General features: G+C 35.0%; 15 protein-coding genes and 1 pseudogene. 2 read left to right on the plus strand and 14 right to left on the minus strand.

Annotation, left to right across the window (positions count from 1 at the left end; all coding sequences use genetic code 11):
* Positions 1-8 precede the first annotated feature (8 nt).
* The 12 genes from MHH42_RS28695 to gntR form a co-directional block, all read right to left on the minus strand.
* Positions 9-1,247, minus strand: a complete 1,239-nt coding sequence (locus MHH42_RS28695; protein WP_340895005.1) for a bifunctional lytic transglycosylase/C40 family peptidase — start codon at positions 1,245-1,247, stop codon at positions 9-11.
* A gap of 27 nt (positions 1,248-1,274) precedes the next feature.
* A complete protein-coding gene (locus MHH42_RS28700; protein WP_340895007.1) occupies positions 1,275-3,755 on the minus strand; it encodes a CD3337/EF1877 family mobilome membrane protein in 2,481 nt (826 codons plus the stop codon).
* A 30-nt stretch (positions 3,756-3,785) separates the two neighbouring features.
* Entirely contained in the window at positions 3,786-4,268 is a 483-nt protein-coding gene (locus MHH42_RS28705; protein WP_098652238.1) for a hypothetical protein, read from the minus strand.
* A gap of 1 nt (position 4,269) precedes the next feature.
* Positions 4,270-6,810, minus strand: a complete 2,541-nt coding sequence (locus MHH42_RS28710) for an ATP-binding protein (protein ID WP_340895009.1) — start codon at positions 6,808-6,810, stop codon at positions 4,270-4,272.
* A 59-nt stretch (positions 6,811-6,869) separates the two neighbouring features.
* Positions 6,870-7,274, minus strand: coding sequence for a TcpE family conjugal transfer membrane protein (locus MHH42_RS28715; protein ID WP_000192365.1), 405 nt, complete (start codon positions 7,272-7,274; stop codon positions 6,870-6,872).
* 41 nt (positions 7,275-7,315) lie between these two features.
* Positions 7,316-7,606, minus strand: a complete 291-nt coding sequence (locus MHH42_RS28720; protein ID WP_000421393.1) for a hypothetical protein — start codon at positions 7,604-7,606, stop codon at positions 7,316-7,318.
* A 2-nt stretch (positions 7,607-7,608) separates the two neighbouring features.
* Positions 7,609-8,715, minus strand: a complete 1,107-nt coding sequence (locus MHH42_RS28725) for a conjugal transfer protein (RefSeq protein WP_340895015.1) — start codon at positions 8,713-8,715, stop codon at positions 7,609-7,611.
* Between the two features lie 999 nt (positions 8,716-9,714).
* A complete protein-coding gene (locus MHH42_RS28730; protein WP_097927076.1) occupies positions 9,715-11,424 on the minus strand; it encodes a hypothetical protein in 1,710 nt (569 codons plus the stop codon).
* Positions 11,425-13,306: 1,882 nt separating this feature from the next.
* Complete coding sequence (gene gndA, locus MHH42_RS28735; protein WP_340895017.1) at positions 13,307-14,716, minus strand: NADP-dependent phosphogluconate dehydrogenase; 1,410 nt, start codon at positions 14,714-14,716, stop codon at positions 13,307-13,309.
* A gap of 243 nt (positions 14,717-14,959) precedes the next feature.
* Positions 14,960-16,306 (minus strand): gluconate permease GntP, encoded by a 1,347-nt coding sequence (gene gntP, locus MHH42_RS28740; RefSeq protein ID WP_001131726.1) that lies wholly within the window; start codon positions 16,304-16,306, stop codon positions 14,960-14,962.
* Positions 16,307-16,422: 116 nt separating this feature from the next.
* Positions 16,423-17,958: a gluconokinase gene (gene gntK, locus MHH42_RS28745; RefSeq protein ID WP_070174099.1), complete on the minus strand. Its 1,536-nt coding sequence runs from the start codon at positions 17,956-17,958 to the stop codon at positions 16,423-16,425.
* Complete coding sequence (gntR, locus tag MHH42_RS28750) at positions 17,951-18,682, minus strand: gluconate operon transcriptional repressor GntR (protein WP_001130028.1); 732 nt, start codon at positions 18,680-18,682, stop codon at positions 17,951-17,953. The genes gntK and gntR overlap by 8 nt, the downstream gene beginning before the upstream one ends.
* 550 nt (positions 18,683-19,232) lie before the next feature.
* On the opposite strand from gntR, the gene MHH42_RS28755 reads away from it, so the two are divergent.
* Complete coding sequence (locus tag MHH42_RS28755; RefSeq protein ID WP_000416745.1) at positions 19,233-20,930, plus strand: helix-turn-helix domain-containing protein; 1,698 nt, start codon at positions 19,233-19,235, stop codon at positions 20,928-20,930.
* Positions 20,931-21,030: 100 nt separating this feature from the next.
* On the opposite strand, the gene MHH42_RS28760 is transcribed toward MHH42_RS28755, so the two are convergent.
* A complete protein-coding gene (locus MHH42_RS28760; RefSeq protein WP_001284900.1) occupies positions 21,031-21,939 on the minus strand; it encodes an alpha/beta fold hydrolase in 909 nt (302 codons plus the stop codon).
* A 44-nt stretch (positions 21,940-21,983) separates the two neighbouring features.
* Positions 21,984-22,124: pseudogene (locus MHH42_RS28765) on the minus strand (hypothetical protein); the annotation flags it as partial.
* A gap of 240 nt (positions 22,125-22,364) precedes the next feature.
* Here MHH42_RS28765 and MHH42_RS28770 point away from each other — a divergent pair.
* Positions 22,365-22,523 carry a hypothetical protein gene (locus MHH42_RS28770; RefSeq protein ID WP_001164456.1) on the plus strand — a complete coding sequence of 53 codons (159 nt, stop codon included), beginning with the start codon at positions 22,365-22,367 and terminating at the stop codon, positions 22,521-22,523.
* Positions 22,524-22,909 lie beyond the last annotated feature (386 nt).

Here is a 22,909-nt window from a genome sequence, read left to right on the forward strand (position 1 = left end):
ATGCATTATTATCTAACTACACGACCATATCCCGCAAAATGCTGTTGAAAATATGGTTTACCTAAATCAGCATAACCAATTGGATCACCAGCATGATACATTGTATTATTTCCTACATAAATGCCAACATGGGTAATGTAGTTACTTGTAGCATAAGTGCTATGGAAAAATACTAAATCTCCTGGCTTTGGATCTGTAACACGTTGGGTTTTATCCCATTGGGTTTGTGCAGTACCAAATAAATTAATACCAACCCTTGAATAGGTATACTCAACAATTCCACTACAGTCAAATGATGTATTTGGTGTTCGCCCTCCAAAAACATATGGCCATCCTTGATACTTTAGTGCTTCTGCCATAATTGCTTGGAATACATCATCACCTAAAACACTACCACCAGCGATTCCACCAGAACCACCAGGGGTTTGACCAGGTTGATAGTATCTCATGATATGTGGAACATAGTCTGGATCACCATAACACCAATTATTAGCTACTGCCTCTGCACTTCGCCACGAACCACATTTATACCCATTTTTAGCTGATTGCTCTGCAGAAAATGCCCTTGCGTTCTCGTGAGTATATCCACCTTTCGAAACTGCATAATTAGCGTAGCCAGTTCCGTAGTTATAACATTGTAATGTAGTATTTTGATCACCATTTGATTTTTTATGACAATCAGCAAAATGCATTAAACCATATTTTATACTTTCCTCTGGATCAGTAAAATACCCTGGAGGATGCCCTTGTGATTCCGAGCTCTGCATTACATCTAATTGTGTTCCAGAACTTTCTTGTTGGATAAGAGCAAGAATTAAAGGTGTCATTGCTTCAATACCATGTTGTGCCGCATATTTCCTTACCAATGGCTCCCATCTCATTACTTCAGGACTAACACTTGCAGTACCCGGGGCAAAAGGACCACCAATTCCTCCAGGAGTGACTTCATCTTCACTCATACTAGCAGTTAATAAAAATATCACTATACCTAAACCTGCAACAGCAGCCAGAATCACACCGGCTATTATTAATAATGGTTTTGCAACAGCTACTGTTGCTGCCTTCTGTGCTACTTTAACCGCTACTTTCTTCCCTACTTGTGCAACTGCTTTACCCGCTATTTTGGATCCTTTTCCAGCTGCCTTTCCTAAAGAATGGCCTGCCTTTTTCAAGGCAGGCTTGGCATTCCCTAGTTCAGCTTCAGGATGATGTTCATTTTCAAAGTCGCGATTTGGCTCCGCACTCAATGTATAAACCCTCCCTCATGAGCTGAATTATTTTGGTTTTATGGTTTCTTTTGCTTTTACATTTTTTAAAGCTTCTTGTTGTGATTGTGCTTTTGCGTTAACTTTCTTAATATCTGCTCCTTCTTTTACATGTTGTTGATTATTCACTTTAGGAACATTTTTAGTTTGTTGTGGATTAACCGGTTTTACTTCTACTTGTTTTTGTGGCGTACTTACATGTGAAGTATTGACTGGTTTACTCTCATTCGGATTCGACTGTAATGGTGTTGTTCCTGACTGTGGTGTTGTGATTGGCTTACTTTCCATTGGATTCGCTGGTGTTGGTGTTGTTCCTGACTGTGGTGTTGTAATTGGCTTACTTTCCATCGGATTCGCTGATGTTGGTGTAGTTCCTGACTGTGGTGTTGTAATTGGTTTACTCTCATTCGGATTCGATGGTGTTGGTGTTGTTCCTAACTGTGGTGTTGTAATTGGTTTACTCTCATTCGGATTCGATGGCAATGGTGTTGTTCCTAACTGTGGTGTTGTAATTGGTTTACTCTCATTCGGATTCGATGGCAATGGTGTTGTAATTGGTTTATCATCCGTTGACTTAGTTTGACCCGTTGGTGTTTTAATTGCTGCTACTGGTTTTACTTCCGCTTTTACATCTTCTTGCTTAATCTCGAGACCACCATTATTTTGAGTTGCAGCTGGTCTGATTTGAGTTTTTACATCTTCTTTATTACCTAGTTCCTCATTTAATGGTGCTACTGGTTTAACATCCACCTTTACATCTTCTTCTTTATCTTTTAATTCTGCCTGTTGTACTTCAGGATTATTATCTTGATGTTTCTCTCGTACTGCTAATTCTGGATTTTCTTTAGTTGCGGCTACTTCTTCCTGAACCCTTTCTTGCTCCTGATTTCCTTTTCTATCGCGAACACCTAAGTTTTCTTCTTTTTTCATTTGATTAATATTTTTTTCTTTTTCTGCTTGCATTTGCTCTTTTTCCTTACGTTTACCATCTGCTACCTTTTCTTTTCTATCTGCATAGTTTTCTTTCAACTGCTTAAACTTACTATAACCTGATTTGCCCATTTTCCCGGCCATTGCCGCACTTGCAACACCCGCGGCGCCAGCTACTACTACACCTCTTCCAACTGTCTTAGATCCACGTTTAACATCACGATATTTCTGCCTAATATTACTCATAGCATCTGATGCCCGTGCAGCTCCTGCACTTGCTGGTACTGTAGTAATTGCATCGAAAATTGTTTTACGGTATAACCAAACACCCAAGAATGAAAGTATTTGTAGTATAGCTACAACTAAGTATCCATACTTATCAGTAGCACTGAACAAAATTGACGATACCCAAAACATTAAAGTTACCAGGAAACCAATTGCAACTTTCATAAGCAATGTTCTAAACAGTTCAGCTAAGAACTTTTTAGCAGTTCCAGTCCACGCAGGTACTAATGCCATTAATAACATTACAGGTGACATTAGCGCTACGATGATAAACATTAATTGATAAAATAACATCGCCATACTGCATAATCCCAATACAATCCATAAAGGAGCATTAATAACACCTAGTAGTAATACGAGTGCCCCTCTCTCAAAAGTAGCATCTAACGACAATGTTTGGTTTTTCTGAACCTCAACTTCATCCTTTAAAAGAGCTTTTCTTTCATCAGGATCTGTCGTTGTTAACATTTTCTTTATTCTTTCATCACCGATTTTCTTCATATCTGTTGTGCCAAACTGTAATAATGTATAAGGTTGCTTTATTAATAGAGTGTGTGTTAAATCTGTAATGGAATCGACACCACTTGAATGCCCTTCACTTGCTCCACTAATACTTTGAGATGAATCAAGAACAGTTTTATTTACTTGCTCTGAAAAATTATTTAATCCTTTGATGATATAACTTGAGTTCGCGAAAAAACCTAGAGTGAAAACTAAAATACCTAATGCTTTTAACAATCCTCCTAGCATCTCCGACTGACGTCGCTGTATAAAACCTACCCAGATAACCCAGCATGCTAGTAAAGCTAACATGAGCCCAATTAGTTCACTATATATTCCATTACCCCAGGAACCATTGAACCCTGATGTTTTAGATATTACCTCACCCAACTTATCTCCAACATCAGCAACTATATTTAAACTCATTGATTGGCCTACTAAACTTGTTACCAAACTACTAATTGCAAGGTTTACTGTCCATGCAATACTAATTAATATAAAAATAGTTGCTACAATTTGTTCTTTAATATTATCTTTCCATTTCCAAAATTTAAGAGATTCTCCAAATCCACCTTCTGGAGTATAAACATCAATGCCATAACTACTTGGTGGATATTCCTCAAATTTTAATTTCTCTTTGCTTTTCGGAATAATGTTGTCTATTAGTGAAGGTCTTGGCTCCTCTTCCGCATAGACTGGTGCAGCTTTAAAAAGTAAATTAAATGCTAAAAGCAAAGTACAAATTAATAACAATAGGGTAATAAACTTTTTCATTACATGTTACTCCCCCTTTATGGGAACCTATTAATCTTTTGAACTAAACTCACTTGTCGGTTTAGTATTTGCTACTTCATCAATTTCATTTCGTTCAGGGCCAGTATAACTTCGAACTTTGAATCCATCTTCTGTACGAACTACTCTTACCCATTTCACTGCTTTATCGATATTTTTAGGGGGCTTCTTTGAAATAAAGTTATACATAATTGTATCCTTATCTACCACATATTCTTTTACTGTGTAATCTTTATAAGATAAATTATTTTGAGGTCCTTTATTAGGATCCAATATTTTATTTTTCTCCCCATCGACAACTAATTTACGTATTGTTTTATAATCATGTCTTAAATCTGCGTTTACAAAGTCAAGCATCATTTCTCTTGGAGTGTGTCCCTGTTTATCTGTTTCTTCTCCTACACTTGTTTCACTATTACCACATGCCGTACTTAAGAATAGAGTACCTACACATAGACTTGTTAGAATAATTTTTTTAAATTTAGTTTTTACCATGTTAACTCACTCCTACATTTATTTTTTCTCCCCCTTCTTCGACAAAGGTTGCATTAACTTCCTGCTTTTCATCATCATTTGACTTTCTATAATTCTTCCTTGCATTCGGTCTTGTATCGAATGCATCGTATAAATCTTTAAACACTACATCCATTGTGACAACACCTGTTCTTCCTTGAATGTCTTGGAATAAACATTGACCTGTTTCTAAATTTGTAATAATTGCATGATTTTCTTCATTGTCAGGTAATCCAAAGAAATCTAAGATTGAAGAAATCTCTTTACTGTCTGTATTACGGAATGAGAACTTCATACCGATGTTATTCTTAAACGTCTCATCCCCAAGATCACTTGCACTTTGAGTAGCAAAGTATACTGCAGAGTTTAATGCACGACCTTCACGCACTAACTTCCGAGCCAACTCTCGCCCTTGAGAAGTCCCCATAATCGCCCATGCTTCATCCAATAAAACAATTTTAAATTTAGTAGGATCCTTTTGAAAGAATTTTCTTGCAAAAGAAGATAGAGACATCAGCATACTAACTGATAAATTTTCCTGTAAGGTATAATCTTTTGGATCTTTTTGAATATCTGGCATGTCAAGATGTTGAATTTGTATGATATTTACTGCTGTATCAAGTTCAATATCTCTATTTGTTCCATCCCCAAAGATTAAGTGTGCAAATGATAAATTCTCAAATGCTTGAATATGAGCGGCTAATTGTTGATCCACTTTATCATCACTATCTTCAAGGTATTGAGACACAGCTGTTAAGCACGGCTCTTCCATTCCTGCTACGAATTCTACGGCTGAAGCTAAGCGCGGGAATTTCTCCGAGTTATCTGGTTTAATACCTGTAATGAAAGTAAGAATTGTCATCGCTAACTCAATTGCATCTTTTCGGCTATGTTTATGAATGATAAATGGGTCTAATTTCCCTTCATCTCGCCTATCAGTCCCAAGTGTAATTACGTTTACCTTACCTTCTAAACCGTGTAAATCTTCTGTCCAGTTCCCCCTCTCACCTTTTGGGTCGACTATCAGTGTTTGAGCTCCTCCAAGTACAGCTAGGTAAACAATTAAGTTCGTTCCAAATGATTTACCGGAACCAGTACTTCCTGTTACTGCAACTGAAAGTGCGCTTGTTTTTTGATTTGCAACGGTATTTGTTGCTGCAAGTGAGGGTGTCATATAAACTGCTTTGTTTAAAATTCCAGTTGTACCTATATAAAATCCGATATTATCTCCTAAATCTTGTGTTGCACCAAACATACCGGCCGCCAGAACTCCAGGCTCCATAAAGTGTATATAATCATTTACATATCTTCTAGCACCAGGGATAAATTCATTAAACAGCAGGAACTGATCTCCATATGGCCTTACTAGTTCAATCATCATCTCTCTATAAATAGAAATAAGTGAATTGGTATTTCGACGCATTGTATCTAAATCTTCAGCACATATACAGAAAGATACTGCTGTCTTAACTAGTGGCATACGTGTCTTTTGTATAAGGGCTTGTAGCTCAGTAGCTTCCTGAACACCTTCATACACGTTTAATCCAACAATTTGTGCATTTTCCCTTGCATGCATTTCTTGATCTTCTAAATCCTTTTTCTTCTTATTTAGTTTAGATAGTGCTTTACGATGATTTATGTTTTCTGTACGGACACTTAATTCAATAGGGAAATCTATGTTTTGAATCATATACATCCACTCTTGGTCTGGAAACTCCATCGTATATGGGATTTTAGATGTAGATAAAAAGCTCATGTATGCTGGATATTCTAACCCGTCGGTACCAATCTGGGACATTTCAATATGTCTTCCTTTAACATCAAATTCTGCCTCTGATAAACGTAATAAGCTTTCTTGATTTGGTATGATTGCAGAGTCGTCATTTTGTACGGGAGGTGTCCATCCAGCAGTTACTGGCGCCTCTAATGTGCGATAGAAGTTTCTTAATATAATCCATTGCGTTTCATTAGTTTCTAGAGCCCTTACAGCCAAATGTTTTCTTATTTTATTTTTAAAAGCGCTAGCTTCTCTTTTAAACATCTCCAAATCAGTTTTTAGTATTTTGGTATCACCAAGTAACCCAAACTGTTCTGCAGTATTTTTAAAGGTATGAAATGCTGTATACAACATTTCTTTAAGCCCTTCTTGTATGTGTCTTACCTTTAATTTCACGCCAATAAAATATCGGTACTCTACTGCATTTTTCCCGAATTTTCGTTCTAGCTCATGTACCACATCATCTGTATGGTCAATTGCAAGTTCTTTTAGTTCACCGCTTATTGTACCTTTAAATTCATTGGCTTTTTCCTGAAAGTTTTGATAAACAGGAATCATTAAGAGGTGCTTTTCTTCATCGAAATTCCAAAACAATCCAAGTTGGCGCATGAATAAGGTATTTTTATCATCATCTCCTCGGAATTCATATGGTATTCCGTATGCCTCGTAATACGCCCAGCAAGAACCATCTTGGTTAAAAATCAAATTATCGTGAAAGTATTTGACTGGAAATTCAACCTGATTCATTTTACCCTCCTTAGAGAAGAATATGAGACTAAAATAATTCTTCCGTATAGATTAATTAATTACTTATTATTGATTGAATCATCCTTGAATCGTATTAAGGTTTTATATTGATAGTTTCCAATATTACCAGTTGTATCTTTATAGCGGCTAATCTTCTTACTTTCGAACATAAACACGAAAAATCGAAATAAAAATTTATGTGGGCTTTTTCCATCCAATTCTACATTGCCAAAGAAGTATGCTATTCCACCTGGTAATATTAAGTATTTTAAAAACACATTATTTCCTAAAGGTAAAAACTGATCTAGAATTAAAATTAAAAGTAAAGATCCAACAAAGAAGCCCAACTGTCTATAAGGAACTGGGAAAGGGAGAGTTAAGTCCCTTATCCCGTATAAACTCTTAGGAATATCCCATATCGAGTTGTATGTCCTAACTTCTTTACGAGTCGGCTTTTGAGTCATTTCTACCAACCCCTTTAATATTTTTAGAGATTTTTAATTTATTACTTGAATACTAAATTATATAATTTTGTACCAAGATCTTTGAAAACGTCTGGTGAGAATACAAAAACTGATAATAGTGCACAAACAATTATCCAACCAAGTAAACCAGCCATTTGTCGTTTAACTGCAAAGACGATTACTCCAATAAGTGCTACAACTAAAAAGATCGGGCCCAATTGAGCTACTAACCAGTTTTTAATATTTACTCCAAAATTTATATTACCTATTACAGCTGCATCTGTAATAGCAGGTAATTGCTGAGCAACCATATCTAATCCCAAAAGCTCCATAATTATTTACCCTCCACTTTCTCTAATGTGTTTTCAAATTTTTTCATAGAGCTAATTGAAAACTTATTATCTTTATTTACTAGATTTAAATCATATGTGTATGTGTACTCTAAGCTGCTATCGTTGTCTTTTAATTTGGCATCAACTAAGACTCTGTACCCTTTATCCTTATCTTCATAAATCCGCAAGTTTTCTAATTTGCTAAATGTCATAATACCTTTTAGTCCATTTGTTATATTGCTTTTTTCAAAGTAGTAAGCAATTTCTTCTGGTGTTCCTTCTGTATACACTTTAAATACAGATTGCAAAAATTGTTCTACTTTTTTTATTTCTGAATCTGTATTTATTTCTCGTCCTTCTGATTTAAATGTAGCCATTTTATAAGATGCCTTTTCTCTCTCTCCATGAACGATTGTAGGATGGTCAGGAATCACCATCTTCCCTTTCTCTATTAAGATTGGAATAGAGAAGTACCTTGTCACTTCTTTAGGTTCTTTTGGTGTATCTGGGGCTTGAGTCGTTCCAGGAGCTGGATTATTTACAGGTTCTAGTTTTTGAATGATTTTCAATGTAACTTCTGCTTCATTTCCTTTTTGACGAACCTCTACAGCTTCTGACTTAACTAACGTACTAGAAGCATTTTTTAAACTATCTCTATTTAATCCTCCTTGCTCATCGGATCCTTCAACTAAATATTTTTCTAATCGTTTTTTCCGTGTTTCAGCTACATTCATATCAACCTTCCAGTTAAAATAATCAGCGGCAAAACTATGGGCATATGCAATTAATTCTGCTTCCGACATCTTAACTTTTACGGGTTCCTCCTTCTTTTCTTGAACAGCTACTGCTCTAGGAGAACCGGCAAGTTGGATAAATGAAAGGGAGCTTCCTGCAAACACGAATCCCATCACACACCAAAATGTAACCTTACCTACTTTTCTTCCTGTTATAGCTGGAACTTTCTCCCTTGTTTTACGTGTCTTCTTTTCTTTAAGTGCTTCTGAATTTTCTTGTTGCATATCTAATAGTTCAGTTGTTTTATTCTTTGCTTTTTTAAAGAATGTAAATTTCTTTTTTTCGGCGTTTTTCTGGGATTTCTTTTTTACCATGTCTTCACCTCTCTTTTTAAATGGTTAGGAGATTACAAGGTTCATTGTAATTTCCACTAATTAACTATCTACTTTAAGTATGATTTACTTTTTTCGGAAATCTAAGAGAAATAAAAAAAATTATGTTTTATATCAAAATTTTTTTAGGAAGATTAAACCTAAATATAATGTTTATTAAAGTACATAAAAAAACCAATTCCATTAAGAAATGAAATTAGTTTACACAGGGTCTATTCTCTATAGTAAGTATTACACAATATAAAAACCTAATATAATATATATCTTTAATATATATAAAGAAAAAAGATAATACTTTTATACAGAGAAAAAATCGTCTTAAAACATTGCTGTGCTAAGGGTTCATCATTACTCTAGTCGTAAAAAATCATAAAAAGTAAATACTGGGAACGTACTTAATGAGCTGGATGATGATTAAAAACTACAAAATATCGTAAAGTAGGTATATAAAAACTACATATAATCATCGCTAATTTGATGCGAGTGAATGAATAAATAATAAATACAAATTTTGCTGATTTATGAACAAGCTTTCCACATTTCTTAAAAACTACACACAATTTATTAACAAATTGGTCAAAGTTAGAAACAGAATCCACTTTTTAAACATAACTAACAGAAGTTTTTCTGATTTTAAGTAGATTTAGAGATAGAACATGATAAAAACAGTACTTAAGGCTTTATGTTATACACATCAAGTCAAAATTATTAAGATATCAACAGAATTATAAAAAATATTTCTGCTTTTTTGTAGATGAAATGACACAAAAGGATTGAAAATTCAGATTTAATAACTCAGAAATTGTGAATATCTCATTTTGATTTACATGCAATGTATGTAATTGCATAAAAAATAGAGAGGCGTGATCATTAAAATTGAAAACTTTCTCTCTGTTTTGTTAGAAGTAATGCATTTTATAGGGTATCTTCAACACGAATAGCCCTCCACTTTTGTTTTTTCAAAAATAGAGAGCTGTATCTTTACATTGCTGGAAGCAGCTGATCAATTGAATGTGGTGTTTCACTTGTTGAACGGTAGTATGCTTCTAAGGATCCTAGAAACTGAATTAAATCAAAGTCTTCAGGGACCTCAATTACACGAATCTTTTCCTTCGACAATTTATCAACTTTTTCAATGAACAGTTCACGAATATCACTAGGCATGTTAGTTCCTTGATGCCCGCTAGACTTTAATAGTTCACGGATTTCAATTTCTAATGCTGTATATGCGTTAATATTTACTCCTTGCTCATAAGCATATTTTCTAAATAGTGATTCCTCTTGATACTGCATGTAATTACGATGGTAAGCATCTAAGGTTACAGGTACAGCATATTTCGCATGAAGCAGGTCATGCGCTTTACGGAATAGCTTTTGAACATTGCGTAAAGAGTATATAGCAAAATGAGTACCAAATTTAAAAATGGCCTCTTCTTGATCATGTTTAGGTACATTGTGTGTAATTAAAGGATAAATACCAGTTTTAGCAGCTGTATCTAATACACGGTATTGAGAAGATTGCTTTAATAGTTTACTTAGTGTATAAACAAGCTTTTTCGGATACCCTTCTTGTCGATCAATCATTTCTCGTAAGCCACGAACTACTTGGCGAATTTGACGATGACAAGAGTGTTTTAAAACGTTAATGAATTGGTTCATATCCTTTGCAAATTCTGCAATATTCATTTCCACTAACAGATTTTCAATGAATTTAACTTTACGCTTATATGTATCTCGTGGTGTAAAAGGATCACGGTATTCTGCTCCTTCTTCTTTTGCGCATAAGAAATCAGGATGTACAGATAAATGCAATGTTGTGTATTGCTTTTTATTCTTCTTCCCTTTTTCTAACTTGCAAATTTTAAATAAAGGAGATCCAGTAGCAGATAGCTTTGTTTCTAGTTCCTCAAGCACAGCACGAATCTGATGTGGGTATTTCTTATGTAAGTAACGATACATACCGCCAAAGTGAGTTGAGTTTCCTTGTTCATCAACTTTAAATAAAGAACGTTTCAGGGTAGTTTCGCGTTTCTGCTGCATTGCTACATCCATGAATAGTTTCTTAGCTGCAATGGATAACTCAAAGAATTCTTTGGTAAATACTATCGGGCTAATAAATGTATAAGCATTTGCTTTATTCGTTTCTTTATTCATGAAATCAGTTAAGGTGATTTTATATTTACCACTGTACTCATTTTCGATTGTAATGATGTTATGGAAACTTAACTTCTTCAAAGCCACATAAAATTGTGAGTGGTGAATATGTGCAAATGCTTCTTTATAATTTTTATAATCTTCCCAAAGCATATGGATCGATACATGCGAAAGCTCACCATATGTATTACATTTTTTATGAAGAAATAGAAATACTTCTAAATCAGCATTTGTAATACCATATAGCTTATGTTTTCTGCCTTCGTTTTTATCAAATTCACTTACTTTATCTACAATCTTTTTCATTTTCAGTGAAAAAGATGGCTTTGCTTTAGCGACAAATCCCTCTTCATCTGCAATTCGTTCTTCATAGGACATTGACTTCACAATGTCTTCTAGATAAGTATCTTTAAAACTGTAATACTTACCTTCTAAAGCATCTACTAACCTTTGCCATGATTTTATTGTTACAATTACCGGTGTTGTTGTTTCACCATTCAAACTACGTTTGTTCTTTATAACGAAAGGTTTTGCCATCTTTTTCACCTCCTTTTATTTTAAGTTGCAGTTTTCCCTACAATTAGATGTAGAATATCATTTTTGATTATATCAAATCGAATACTGGTGAAATCTGTCCCTTTAAGAGGAAAAATAAAAAAATGAAACGTGCCTCAATCCCTTGTGCGACAAGGGGTTTGACGTTTCATAAAAAAAAGTTTGTTGCCACCATAGGGCTATGAAGTTTTTTGAATATGAAACGTGGTATGCAGTAGGATAAATCTTTCTAAACCATTGATTTCATAGGATTTTAAGCTCATTCTGTTTCAAAGTTGTAGCCATCATATAGCTATAACGTTTCATGTTTTTTGTAGGATGAGAAATTTCCATAGATTTCGTATAAACACTGATATATAGGGAGTTATAACTGTTTTTAAATGAAAAGTTGTAGCCATCATACCGCTATAAACATTTCATTTCGTTTCATGTTTCCTGCCGTCATATAGCTATAACGTTTCATGTTTTCAAAACAAATAAATTTATATAAAAAACCGCTGTAACCATTGGTGTATAAGGGTTTTTGTGAGGTTTTATGATGTCAGTTGTAGCCATCATATAGCTATAATGATTTTATCGAGTTTTTGTTCATATTTTATGAAATGGCTTTATATCAACGTTTATGACTAAAGCGCATAAAATAAAATTTTTTTTAGAAGAATAATTGTCAGGAGATTCTCGTTTCATTTTTTTAAAGTTGTAGCCATCATATAGCTATAACGTTTCATAAATTACGAAATTGTAGCCATCATATAGCTATTCATTATTAAAAGTAAGAAGTATAGCCGTGATAAAGCTATACAGTTTCAAATAAGAAGTAATAGCCGTGATAAGGCTATGCAGTTTCAAGTAATAGCTTATAGCCATAATAAGGCTATATAGTTCCAAGTAAGAAGTAATAGCCATGATAAGGCTATGCAGTTTCAAGTAATAGCTTATAGCCATGATAAGGCTATATAGTTTCAAGTAAGAAGTAATAGCCACGATAAGGCTATGTAGTTTCAAGTAATAGCTTATAGCCATAATAAGGCTATATAGTTTCAAGTAAGAAGTAATAGCCATGATAAGGCTATGTAGTTTCAAGTAATAGCTTATAGCCATAATAAGGCTATATAGTTTCAAGTAAGAAGTAATAGCCATGATAAGGCTATGTAGTTTCAAGTAATAGCTTATAGCCATAATAAGGCTATATAGTTTCAAGTAAGAAGTAATAGCCATGATAAGGGTATGTAGTTTCAAGTAAGAAGTAATAGCCATGATAAGGCTGTGCAGTTTCAAGTAATAGCTTATAGCCATGATAAGGCTATGCAGTTTCAAGTAATAGCTTATAGCCATAATAAGGCTATATAGTTTCAAGTAAGAAGTAATAGCCATGATAAGGCTATGTAGTTTCAAGTAATAGCTTATAGCTATAATAAGGCTATATAGTTTCAAGTAAGAAGTAATAGCCATGATAAGGGTATGTAGTTTCAAGTAAGAAGTAATAGCCATGATAAGGCTGTGCAGTTTCAAGTAATAGCTTATAGCCATGATAAGGCTATGTAGTTTCAAGTAAGAAGTAATAGCCATGATAAGGGTATGTAGTTTCAAATAAGAAGCAGTTTTATATAATTAAAGACAAGTAAAGACAAGTAAAGGGAATTTAAATGATCCACAATAAAACGTGTGAAAACCAACAATTGTGAGGATTATTCAGATAACATTTCAAATTAAAGGTTATGTGGTTTTCATCTAAATGGGAAAAATAAACGCATTTTGATTCATACATTCGTTTAAAGTGAACCTTCATCAGAGGGAGTCTTATAGCCTACGAATTGTGGAATGAAAAATGGACTAAGAATGTAATCTTAGTCCATTTATTATTTTATATCCATTTTGTATGGAATGTACCTTCTTTATCTACTCGTTTATACGTATGCGCTCCAAAATAATCGCGCTGCGCTTGCAACAAGTTTGCAGGTAGTTTGGCAGTACGATAGCTGTCATAATAAGAAATTGCTGCTGAAAATGCAGGTATCGGAATGCCCTGTTGTACCGCCATTGAGATAATTTGGCGTAATCCGCCTTGATATGACTCTACAATTTCTTTAAAGTATGGATCAAGTAAAAGGTTCGGTAGGTCAGTGTTAGTCTCATAAGCCTCTTTAATGTTCTGTAAAAAGGCAGCACGGATAATACATCCGCCTCTCCAAAGCATAGAAATGCTGCCAAAATCAAGGTTCCAATCATATTCCTCAGAAGCTGCCTTCAATTGCGTGAATCCTTGTGCATAAGAACAAATTTTACTCATATATAAAGCTTGGCGCACTGCTTCAATTAATTCAGCTTTTTCAACTCCAATTGCTGTTTTATCTTTAGGGCCAGATAAAACTTTGCTTGCGTTCACACGCTCTTCTTTTAAAGCAGAAATGCAACGTGCAAATACAGATTCCGTGATAATAGGCAGAGAGATACCTAAATCAAGTGCGCTTTGACTTGTCCATTTCCCTGTACCCTTTTGTCCTGCAGTATCAAGAATAACATCCACTAATGGCTTACCAGTTTCTTCATCTTTCCTCTTGAAGATATTGGCTGTAATCTCAATTAGATAGCTGTTCAGTTCACCTTTATTCCATTCAGCAAATATTTCATGGAACTCTTCTGCAGTCAAATCAAGTGTTTGTTTCAAGAAGAAATATGCTTCACAAATTAATTGCATATCTCCATACTCAATACCGTTGTGAACCATCTTTACATAGTGTCCTGCCCCATTAGGTCCGATATAAGAACAGCAAGGCTCGTTATTCACTTTTGCAGAGATGTTTTCAAGCATATCCTTTACTTTTTCGTATGCATCCTTCTGTCCGCCTGGCATAATAGATGGTCCCTTCAGTGCACCCTCTTCGCCGCCTGACACACCTGCACCGATGAAATTGATTCCTTCTTCAGCAAGACGTTTGTTTCGGCGAATTGTATCGACAAAGTATGTATTACCACCGTCAATTAAAATATCACCTTTATCGAGGTGAGGGACTAGAGAATCAATCGCCTTATCTGTAATTTCCCCTGCATTAACCATTAATAAAATCTTTCTAGGTGATTCAAGTGAGTTAACAAACTCTTCAACTATATGAGTACCAACTAAGTTTTTACCACGGTTTTCCTCAATGATTTGATCAACTTTTTCCTTTGAAATATCATATAGGGCAACAGAATACCCTTTGCTCTCAAAGTTAAGTGCGAGGCTTTTTCCCATAACGCCCACACCAACAACTCCAATTTGTAACTTTTCCATATTCCATCGTTCCTTTCCATGTATGTTACTCTGTATTATAGTATATATACCTAAAATATCACTTTGATCAAATAATCAATCTTTTTCATTTCAATAGGCTCCGCCAGTATTCGTGCTAAAGGTTATAGGGACACGGCACATCACAATCAAGTTAAAAAATAAAGAGAGATTTTCATCCTTATTAATCAATCATGAAAAATAACATTAAACAGCTTCCGTATCCCTTTTATTGTTTAGAAAGATCTATACAAATAAACTTAATAATAAAGTAAATCCTAATCCGGCTACAGAAACGATAGTCTCAAGTAAAGTCCATGTTGCAAATGTTTCTTTCATACTTAAACCAAAGTACTCTTTAAACATCCAGAAACCAGCATCGTTCACGTGTGAAGCAATTAAACTACCAGCCCCTGTTGCAAGGACAACTAAAGCAAGGTTAACATCAGATTGACCTAACATCGGAATCACTAAACCGACAGTTGTTAATGCAGCAACCGTAGCAGACCCTAATGAAATACGTAAAATGGCAGCGATAATCCATGCGAGCAAGATCGGTGACAATGAAGTACCTTTGAATAATTCGGCTACATAGTTACCAACGCCGCCATCAATTAATACTTGTTTGAAAGCGCCGCCTCCACCAATAATTAAGAGCATCATCCCAATGTTCGAGATTGCTGTTGTACAAGATTCCATCACGTTTTTGATTGGAATATTTCTTGCCAATCCCATTGTATAGATCGCAACTAGTAAGGATATCAACATGGCAGTATCCGCATTCCCAATAAACTCGATTGTTGCTAGTAAACTACTATCTTTGAATCCCATTGTTTTTTGCAGCAAAGTAATAATTGTAGCGACTGCCATTAAAAGAACAGGCAGTAAAGCGGTAAAAACACTGATTCCAAAGCCAGGAGTTTCTTCAAGTTTAAATACTTTCTGCTCACCTAAAGATTTGATATTACCGGTTTTTGTGAACGCCTCAGGTACTAGTTTTCTTGCAAGTTTAGTAAATACAGGTCCAGCTAACACAACCGTTGGAACCGCTATCATAAAACCGTAAAGTAATACTTCACCTATGTTTGCATGTAATTCACCAGCGATAGCAGTTGGTCCTGGGTGTGGCGGTAAAAATCCGTGTGTTACAGATAAAGCAGCTGCCATCGAAATACCGAGATATAAGATAGAAACTTTTAATTCTCTTGAAATTGCAAATACAATCGGAATTAATAATACTAATCCTACTTCAAAAAATAATGCAATCCCGATAATAAATGAGGCAGTCACAACAGCCCATTGAATGTTTTTTTCACCAAACTTTTTCACAAGGGTCATGGCAATGCGTTGTGCGCCTCCAGAATCTGAAAGCAACTTACCTAACATCGCACCAAGTCCAAAAACGAGTGCTAAATGACCAAGTGTTCCCCCTAATCCCGCTTCAATGGTTTTAAAAATTTTTTCTGGCGGCATTCCAAGTGCTAAAGCAACCCCGACGGATACAATGATTAATGAAATAAAGGTATTTAATTTAAAGCGCATAATCAGTAAAAGTAATGCTAAAATCCCAATTGCTACAATGACTAATGGCATCGTAGTTCCCCCCTAATCTTAGCTGTATTTGTATTTATCCCGCTATTCGTGGGCAGTAAGGCCCCCACCTCGAGATTTAGATAGAAGCGAGGCGTGGGGGATTACTGATGATAGTTTTACTTTATTAAATTTCTTTGATAATTTGCAATTCGTGTATAATCGTCTTCTAGCGCCCTTGATAGGTTAATAAATATAGGCAATAATTGTCTGTATTCTTTTGTTGCTTCTTCTTTCGGTGTATGTTTGTAGGTACTGCCAACCATTTCGGAAACGATTTCAAAAGAATCAATTTTTCCTGTGGCATAGAGACCTAATATACATGCACCTAGACAAGAGCTTTCGTAGCTCTTGGGAACAACGACTTCAGATGCGAAAATATCGGACATCATCTGTCGCCAAACGTCAGACCTTGCGAATCCGCCTGTTGCTTGAATACGAGTTACCGGATTATCCATGCATTCGGTTAATGCTAAAAATACAGTGTATAAATTATATATAACGCCTTCTAAAGCTGCACGAATCATATGTTCCTTCTTATGTGACATCGTTAAACCGAAGAAGGAGCCACGTACATCTGGATTCCATAATGGTGCACGTTCCCCTGCGAGGTATGGATGGAATAATAATCCGTCTGCACCAGGTCTCACGCGTTCAGCTATTTTAGTTAATACATCGTATGGATCAATTCCTAGTCTTTTCGCAGTTTCTACTTCTGATGAAGCAAGTTCATCACGAATCCAACGAAGGACCATTCCTCCATTGTTTACCGGTCCACCAATTACCCAATGCTTTTCCGTTAAGGCATAACAAAATATTCTTCCTTTTTTATCTGTTTGTGGCTTGTCAATGATGGTCCGAATAGCACCACTTGTTCCAATTGTGACAGCAATCTCACCTTTTCGAATTGCATTCACACCTAGATTAGAAAGCACCCCATCACTGGCACCAATGACAAACGGTGTTTGTGAATCGATACCAATCTTTTGGGCTAAATCTGGATTGCAGTTACTGAATATTTGGGTGGTTGGTACGAGTTCAGATAATTGAGCTGATGTTATACCAGCAATTTTTAAAGCCTCCTCATCCCAATCTAGCGTTTTTAAGTTCATCATACCCATGCACGAGGCAATGGAATGATCAACAACATATTGATTAAAGAATTGTTTGAAGATATATTCTTTGATTCCAATATATTTTTTCGTTCTAATAGCAATTTCCGGATGGGCATTCACAATCCATGTAATTTTACTTAATGGTGACATTGGGTGAATAGGTGTTCCTGTTCGTCTATAAACTTCATGGCCATTCAGTTCATCTTTGATTTTATGTGCCCATGCCTCACTACGATTATCTGCCCAAGTGATACAAGGTGTCAGCGGCTGATCATTTTCATCCATAGCAATGACACTATGCATAGCACTGCTAAATGAAATAAACGATGGTTTTTTATCTGAATGCTGTTTTGTTATATTTGATATCGCTTGTAAAACAGCTTGGAAAATCTCTTCTGGATCTTGTTCCGCTGTGGATATATCCGGTGTGCGAAGTGGATAACCAATATTCTCGGTTTGGATGACTTCGCCTTTTTCAGTAAATAAAACTGCTTTCGTACTTGTTGTACCGATATCTATACCTAACATATAGCTACTCATGTCCTTGCTCTACTCCTTTAGATAACATTTGTTGTGACATCCAGAAATCTTCAACTTTCCCTTGAACATCATCAAAATTTTGATGTAAGGCCTTAATCATGAGGGCTCGATCTTTTGATTCGATTGCTTTTATATAAAGCTCATGATTTTTTATAATCCGTTCAAAGTCTTCGTACTTTTCCTTGAAACGAGTACGCATTGATAAAAGGATTAAGCTTTCCATAACAGGCTTTAAATTATTCCAAATCATCAGGATGTAGGAATGCTCAATGGTTCGAATAATCGTTTCATGGAATAAGAGATCTTGATAAGAAAATTCATCAGAATCATGATATTTAATGGCGATTTTCATCATTTCCATTATTTTATTTAGTTCTCTTACTAAATCATTTGTGTCCATCTTTACAAGTCGCTCAAAGATAAACGTTTCTATAAGTAAACGAACATCGTATATTTCTTCGATTTCTTTCTCGGTTAAACCAATGACAACTGCACCCATTCTTTCTAAGCGAATAATATTTTCAGAAGCTAGTACTTTTAATGCTTCACGAACGGGTGACCGACTTACAGAAAAATCGGCAGCTAATTTATTTTCCGACAGGATGGTACCGCTTTCAATTCCACCTGCAATAATGCGCATTCTCAGTTCGCTCGCAACACGATCACCTGTAGAAGCTTTTGAAAGCCATTTTTCAGGATAAAGAAATTCCATTGATTTCGCCATAAATTCACCTCATGTTAATCAAGTATACTTGTATACAAGTATTATAACTCGGATTTTTAATTATGCAAGCGCTTTTATTGTTTGCTTTGGTTCTTTTAGAGGAAAGCCCCATAATTATTAAGCTAACAAATCGAGTCGCCCCAAAAACTATTATTGTTGATGAAGAAGATCTAGGGAATGGAAAACTGAAGAATACGCTATCCAAGGACTTACATCAACATATTTATCACTCGGGTTTACAACTTTTTGAATCAAAAATATAGATGTTAAAAATGTAACAGTAACTGAATTTGAGCATTAAAAGCTTTTAAAAATTGGAATTGTATTGTAAAGTATTGATTTTACAAATAGAAGCAGTTTTATATAATTAAAGACAAGTAAAGAGAATTTAAATGATTCACAGTAAAACGTGTAAAAAAACAGCGATTATGTAGATTATTCAGACAATATTTCAGCTTAAAGGTTATATAGCCATCATATAGCTATGGCGTTTCACATTTTTAAGATTCAAATTATATTTGTAATTAACATTGTTAGGAGGTATTTAAATATGGAGAAAGTGTTAGCATTGTTTAGTGATGCCCTCCTACTTGCTGCTCCAATTTATGAAGAAAATAAGCAGTTATGGGCCAAATGGAATAAATATTATAAAGAAGTACAAGAGAATCACGATAAATTAGTAACATCAGCTAATATATCCCCTTCCTTTTCGACACTTGTTTCTTGGTTAGGTCAGAAACAAGAGCAAGGAATATCGTTATTAAACATTTATGCCAATCTGAATAAATATAAAATTGAAATTCAAAATGTACTAGATAAGATCATTGAACAAGAATTCGGAGAAAAGGTTGAAGCAGTTGAACCAACTCAAATTTCAATTTTTGAAGATAGTCAGGTAACAGAACATATAGAAGATATATCGGATGATTACTATCCTGTAACCAATGACGCAATGTACTATCAATTACGTGATGGAATAGCAAAAAATCATTTTGAGGAAGATGAAGCAGTAGCAAAACCGGTACTGCCATTAGAAACAAAAAATTCAAGCGGAGTTGCACAACTATCTTCACATAAGGATGAGGATTTGAGATTAGTGAATACAAACGAAGCAGAAAGATGGTCTATATTGGTTGATGGAGTCATTAGTAATATGGATGATCTTACAGCAGACTGTTTGGATACCATTACAATACAATGGTTAAATCAAGCTAAATCTCCAGACGAATTCATAGATTTTAGTTATGAAAACGTATTGGAATTGTGTAATATGCCAAAGGCATCTGCAAATGGTGTAGAGTATTATCGCGCAGAAGATAAGATAAAAATAGCACAACGTATAGCAGCTTTAGCTAGTATCTTTATTTATTTGAATGATGATAATGAAGTTGTAGTACTGAACGATCAAGCAGAAACTGGGCAACAATTCGAAGTAAAACGTGAAGTAATCAAAAGGCTATTCGTACTCGATTCTGTAGTGTTATGGAGAGATAAGAATACTAATGAATATATGGGAATAGAATCCTGTAAGATTAAACCAGGTAGTTTCTTATCAGGCTATTTGTATGGCTCTAATAGTACAACTGCTTTATTATCGAAAAAAGCACTAGAGTATAATAGCTATAGACATAAGTTTCACAAACGTTTAATACGTTATTTATCATGGCAGTGGAGAATCCGTCAGCAATACAGTACTTTAAAAAGACCATACTCCATTGGTGGAGAAAAAGGTCTACTATCTGTAATGGGTATTACAACTACAAAGGGTCGCCCAACTCGAATTCGTGAACAACTAGAAAATGTTTTAATTGATTTAGAAAAAGAAAATGTAATTTCACATTGGGCGTATGCAGAGGAATTGGATGAAACAAAGATAGGAGAACGCAATTGGTTTAAGAATTACTATGAAAAGTTAGGAATCATTATCTTACCACCAAAAGAATTGATGAATAATATAGATAGTATGGTGAAGAAAAAAACAATAGATATGCAAGAGAAGCAGGAAGAACCTTATACTGCAGATACAGTAAAACAAACTACTATAGGATCAGAGGAAATGATTCGGGAAAAAATTATGCATCAGCATATGCATCAAAATAAAACAATGCGTGAGATAGCAGATGAAATAGGTTTATCCCCTGCTACGCTATCAAGATTCTGTAATAACAAAATGAAGCGTATTTCAAAAAGTGTTAATGAAAAGCTAAACAAGTGGTATGAAAGACAAATGATTATAGAGTCTATGTAAAAAGAAGCAGATACCTTTAAATGGAGAGGTACCTGCCTCTTTTTAGTTTGTTCATATTCTGCTTTTGCTTTGAAATAAACTTTGTTCACAATATGTTTCACTAATTATTCTCAAGAACGTCGTGTAACCTCTCAGCAAACTCTTTATAATGCACTGTGTTGTATCCCGTATGGTGTCCGGGAAACTTAGCAAACTCTGTTCCGAGTTGTTTTGCTAAGTTGACTGCGCAATGGTAAGGAAAAAATTCTTGTGAAACACTTCCGCCGGCTGGAAGTACTTGTATCAATACAGATTTTAATGGTGTCTTTAATGCATCGATATTTAAAGTATAGCTGAGAATTCCCGGGATTTCATACTCAGTGAAATACGTCGAATTATCGAGTAACCGCTTTGTTAGTACATCTTTCGATGATCTGAAATTGGTATCATCAATATTTGACAATAACTTCATAACCTCACTTCGATGATTTTTCTTAAGGTCTTCCATGAATTTTATAGCCTGATTCAACTCATTTTCAGTTAAAAGTTGTAATAAAACTGGTTCGTGTGAGATTAGTAACTGTATCTGCTCAGGATGGCGTATGCACAGATCAAGTCCGATGACAGCGCCAGAACTACTTCCGAATACATAAGCTGGTTCATCGGTCAGATTGGCTAGCAGTCGGTGAGCGTCTTCACTATGTGTGTTCACATGAAAATCCTCAGTCTTATTCGCGAGATTGCTACGGGAATGACCACGACGATCGTAAGTAACAACTGTATACCAATTAGCAAGATGGTCGGCGATACTATGGAACTTGTCGGCATCACCACCCCCACCATGGATCAAAAGAAGGATTGGACCGGAGCCACGCACCTCATAGTAGATGCTCGCTCCATGTACTTGCAATTTTCCGGTTTTTACTATACCCATTTGTACATTCTTCCTTTCTTCTGTCATCTCCCTTAACATTACATGATTGGCGAATGACATAAAATGCAGGAAATGACTAAGAAACAAATTCGCCATATGAAAAAGTAATTAGCATCATTTCACCGGTGCTTCCTTTTTATTTAAAGTAGACAATTTTTGGTCGTTTCAATGGAGAGGTGATATTCATCAGCTATTTGATTAATAGTTCTACAGTTTTTAGATTCTACTTTAATAGAAACATTTCTTTCATCAATCAGCTTTCTTGTTCTAGAGCGTGTACCCGTCTCTGATGAAAGGTTTAGGAATACATATTGTTTATCCTTTTCGCTATAAAAACACCTATTTAGATAGAACCATATCCTATGGAATAATACGGTATAACTGTATTCAAAACGGTACGACTTTATTTTAATTCCATATCTGCCTGTATTAATTCATAAACGTGCTAGTTTGCTCGGTGGATATCATGTGTACTTTTGCACATAATAAGATTGGCAAATGTTAAAGTCAGGAGGGTTTGTATGCAACATAATAAAAAAGATATAGAAAAGTCTGGTTCTATTATGAAACCAAATTTTGCAGAAACTGATCCGCAAAAAGTGAAACAAGAAATTCAAAATGATGTAAGAAAAGGCCAAGGAGCAATGACTTCCCGAGAAGCAGGTGCAATGCGGGATTAAGAAACCACTCCTTACTGTTTTTTATTTAGTGAAAGTTTTAAACAGTAAGGAGATAACCCCTTATCTGCTTTTGTTTCTTAAAAAATCGTTTTTACTTTCATATAAAGTGTAAAATGACAATAACGTTATTTAATTTTAATATCTAAAACACGTATAACCCCTTTCTGACTTTAAGAAGGGGTTAAAATAAAGTCTTTTAATTTTTGATGTGAAATACTTTACTACACTTAAAAATACAACAATAAAGTTGTTTAAATCTAAGTGTTATTGTACAAACGTGCTCTATTCTAAAATAGTCCTTTACTATTACCTCGTGAAACCCTTTTCACTTTTCTTGTTCTTTTCGTCTCCAGAGTAGTAGCAGAATTTCGAACAGTTGGGGTAAG

The sequence above is a fragment of the Bacillus sp. FSL L8-0099 genome (assembly GCF_038006385.1).
In the GTDB taxonomy this organism is placed as follows: domain Bacteria; phylum Bacillota; class Bacilli; order Bacillales; family Bacillaceae_G; genus Bacillus_A; species Bacillus_A toyonensis.

Coding starts and splice junctions, on each gene's coding strand:
- MHH42_RS28700 (WP_340895007.1), bottom strand. CDS start 3,755: ATGAAAAAGTTTATTACCCTATTGTTATTAATTTGTACTTTGCTTTTA.
- MHH42_RS28705 (WP_098652238.1), bottom strand. CDS start 4,268: ATGGTAAAAACTAAATTTAAAAAAATTATTCTAACAAGTCTATGTGTA.
- MHH42_RS28710 (WP_340895009.1), bottom strand. CDS start 6,810: ATGAATCAGGTTGAATTTCCAGTCAAATACTTTCACGATAATTTGATT.
- MHH42_RS28715 (WP_000192365.1), bottom strand. CDS start 7,274: ATGACTCAAAAGCCGACTCGTAAAGAAGTTAGGACATACAACTCGATA.
- MHH42_RS28720 (WP_000421393.1), bottom strand. CDS start 7,606: ATGGAGCTTTTGGGATTAGATATGGTTGCTCAGCAATTACCTGCTATT.
- MHH42_RS28725 (WP_340895015.1), bottom strand. CDS start 8,715: ATGGTAAAAAAGAAATCCCAGAAAAACGCCGAAAAAAAGAAATTTACA.
- MHH42_RS28730 (WP_097927076.1), bottom strand. CDS start 11,424: ATGGCAAAACCTTTCGTTATAAAGAACAAACGTAGTTTGAATGGTGAA.
- gndA (WP_340895017.1), bottom strand. CDS start 14,716: ATGGAAAAGTTACAAATTGGAGTTGTTGGTGTGGGCGTTATGGGAAAA.
- gntP (WP_001131726.1), bottom strand. CDS start 16,306: ATGCCATTAGTCATTGTAGCAATTGGGATTTTAGCATTACTTTTACTG.
- gntK (WP_070174099.1), bottom strand. CDS start 17,958: ATGAGTAGCTATATGTTAGGTATAGATATCGGTACAACAAGTACGAAA.
- gntR (WP_001130028.1), bottom strand. CDS start 18,682: ATGGCGAAATCAATGGAATTTCTTTATCCTGAAAAATGGCTTTCAAAA.
- MHH42_RS28755 (WP_000416745.1), top strand. CDS start 19,233: ATGGAGAAAGTGTTAGCATTGTTTAGTGATGCCCTCCTACTTGCTGCT.
- MHH42_RS28760 (WP_001284900.1), bottom strand. CDS start 21,939: ATGGCGAATTTGTTTCTTAGTCATTTCCTGCATTTTATGTCATTCGCC.
- MHH42_RS28770 (WP_001164456.1), top strand. CDS start 22,365: ATGCAACATAATAAAAAAGATATAGAAAAGTCTGGTTCTATTATGAAA.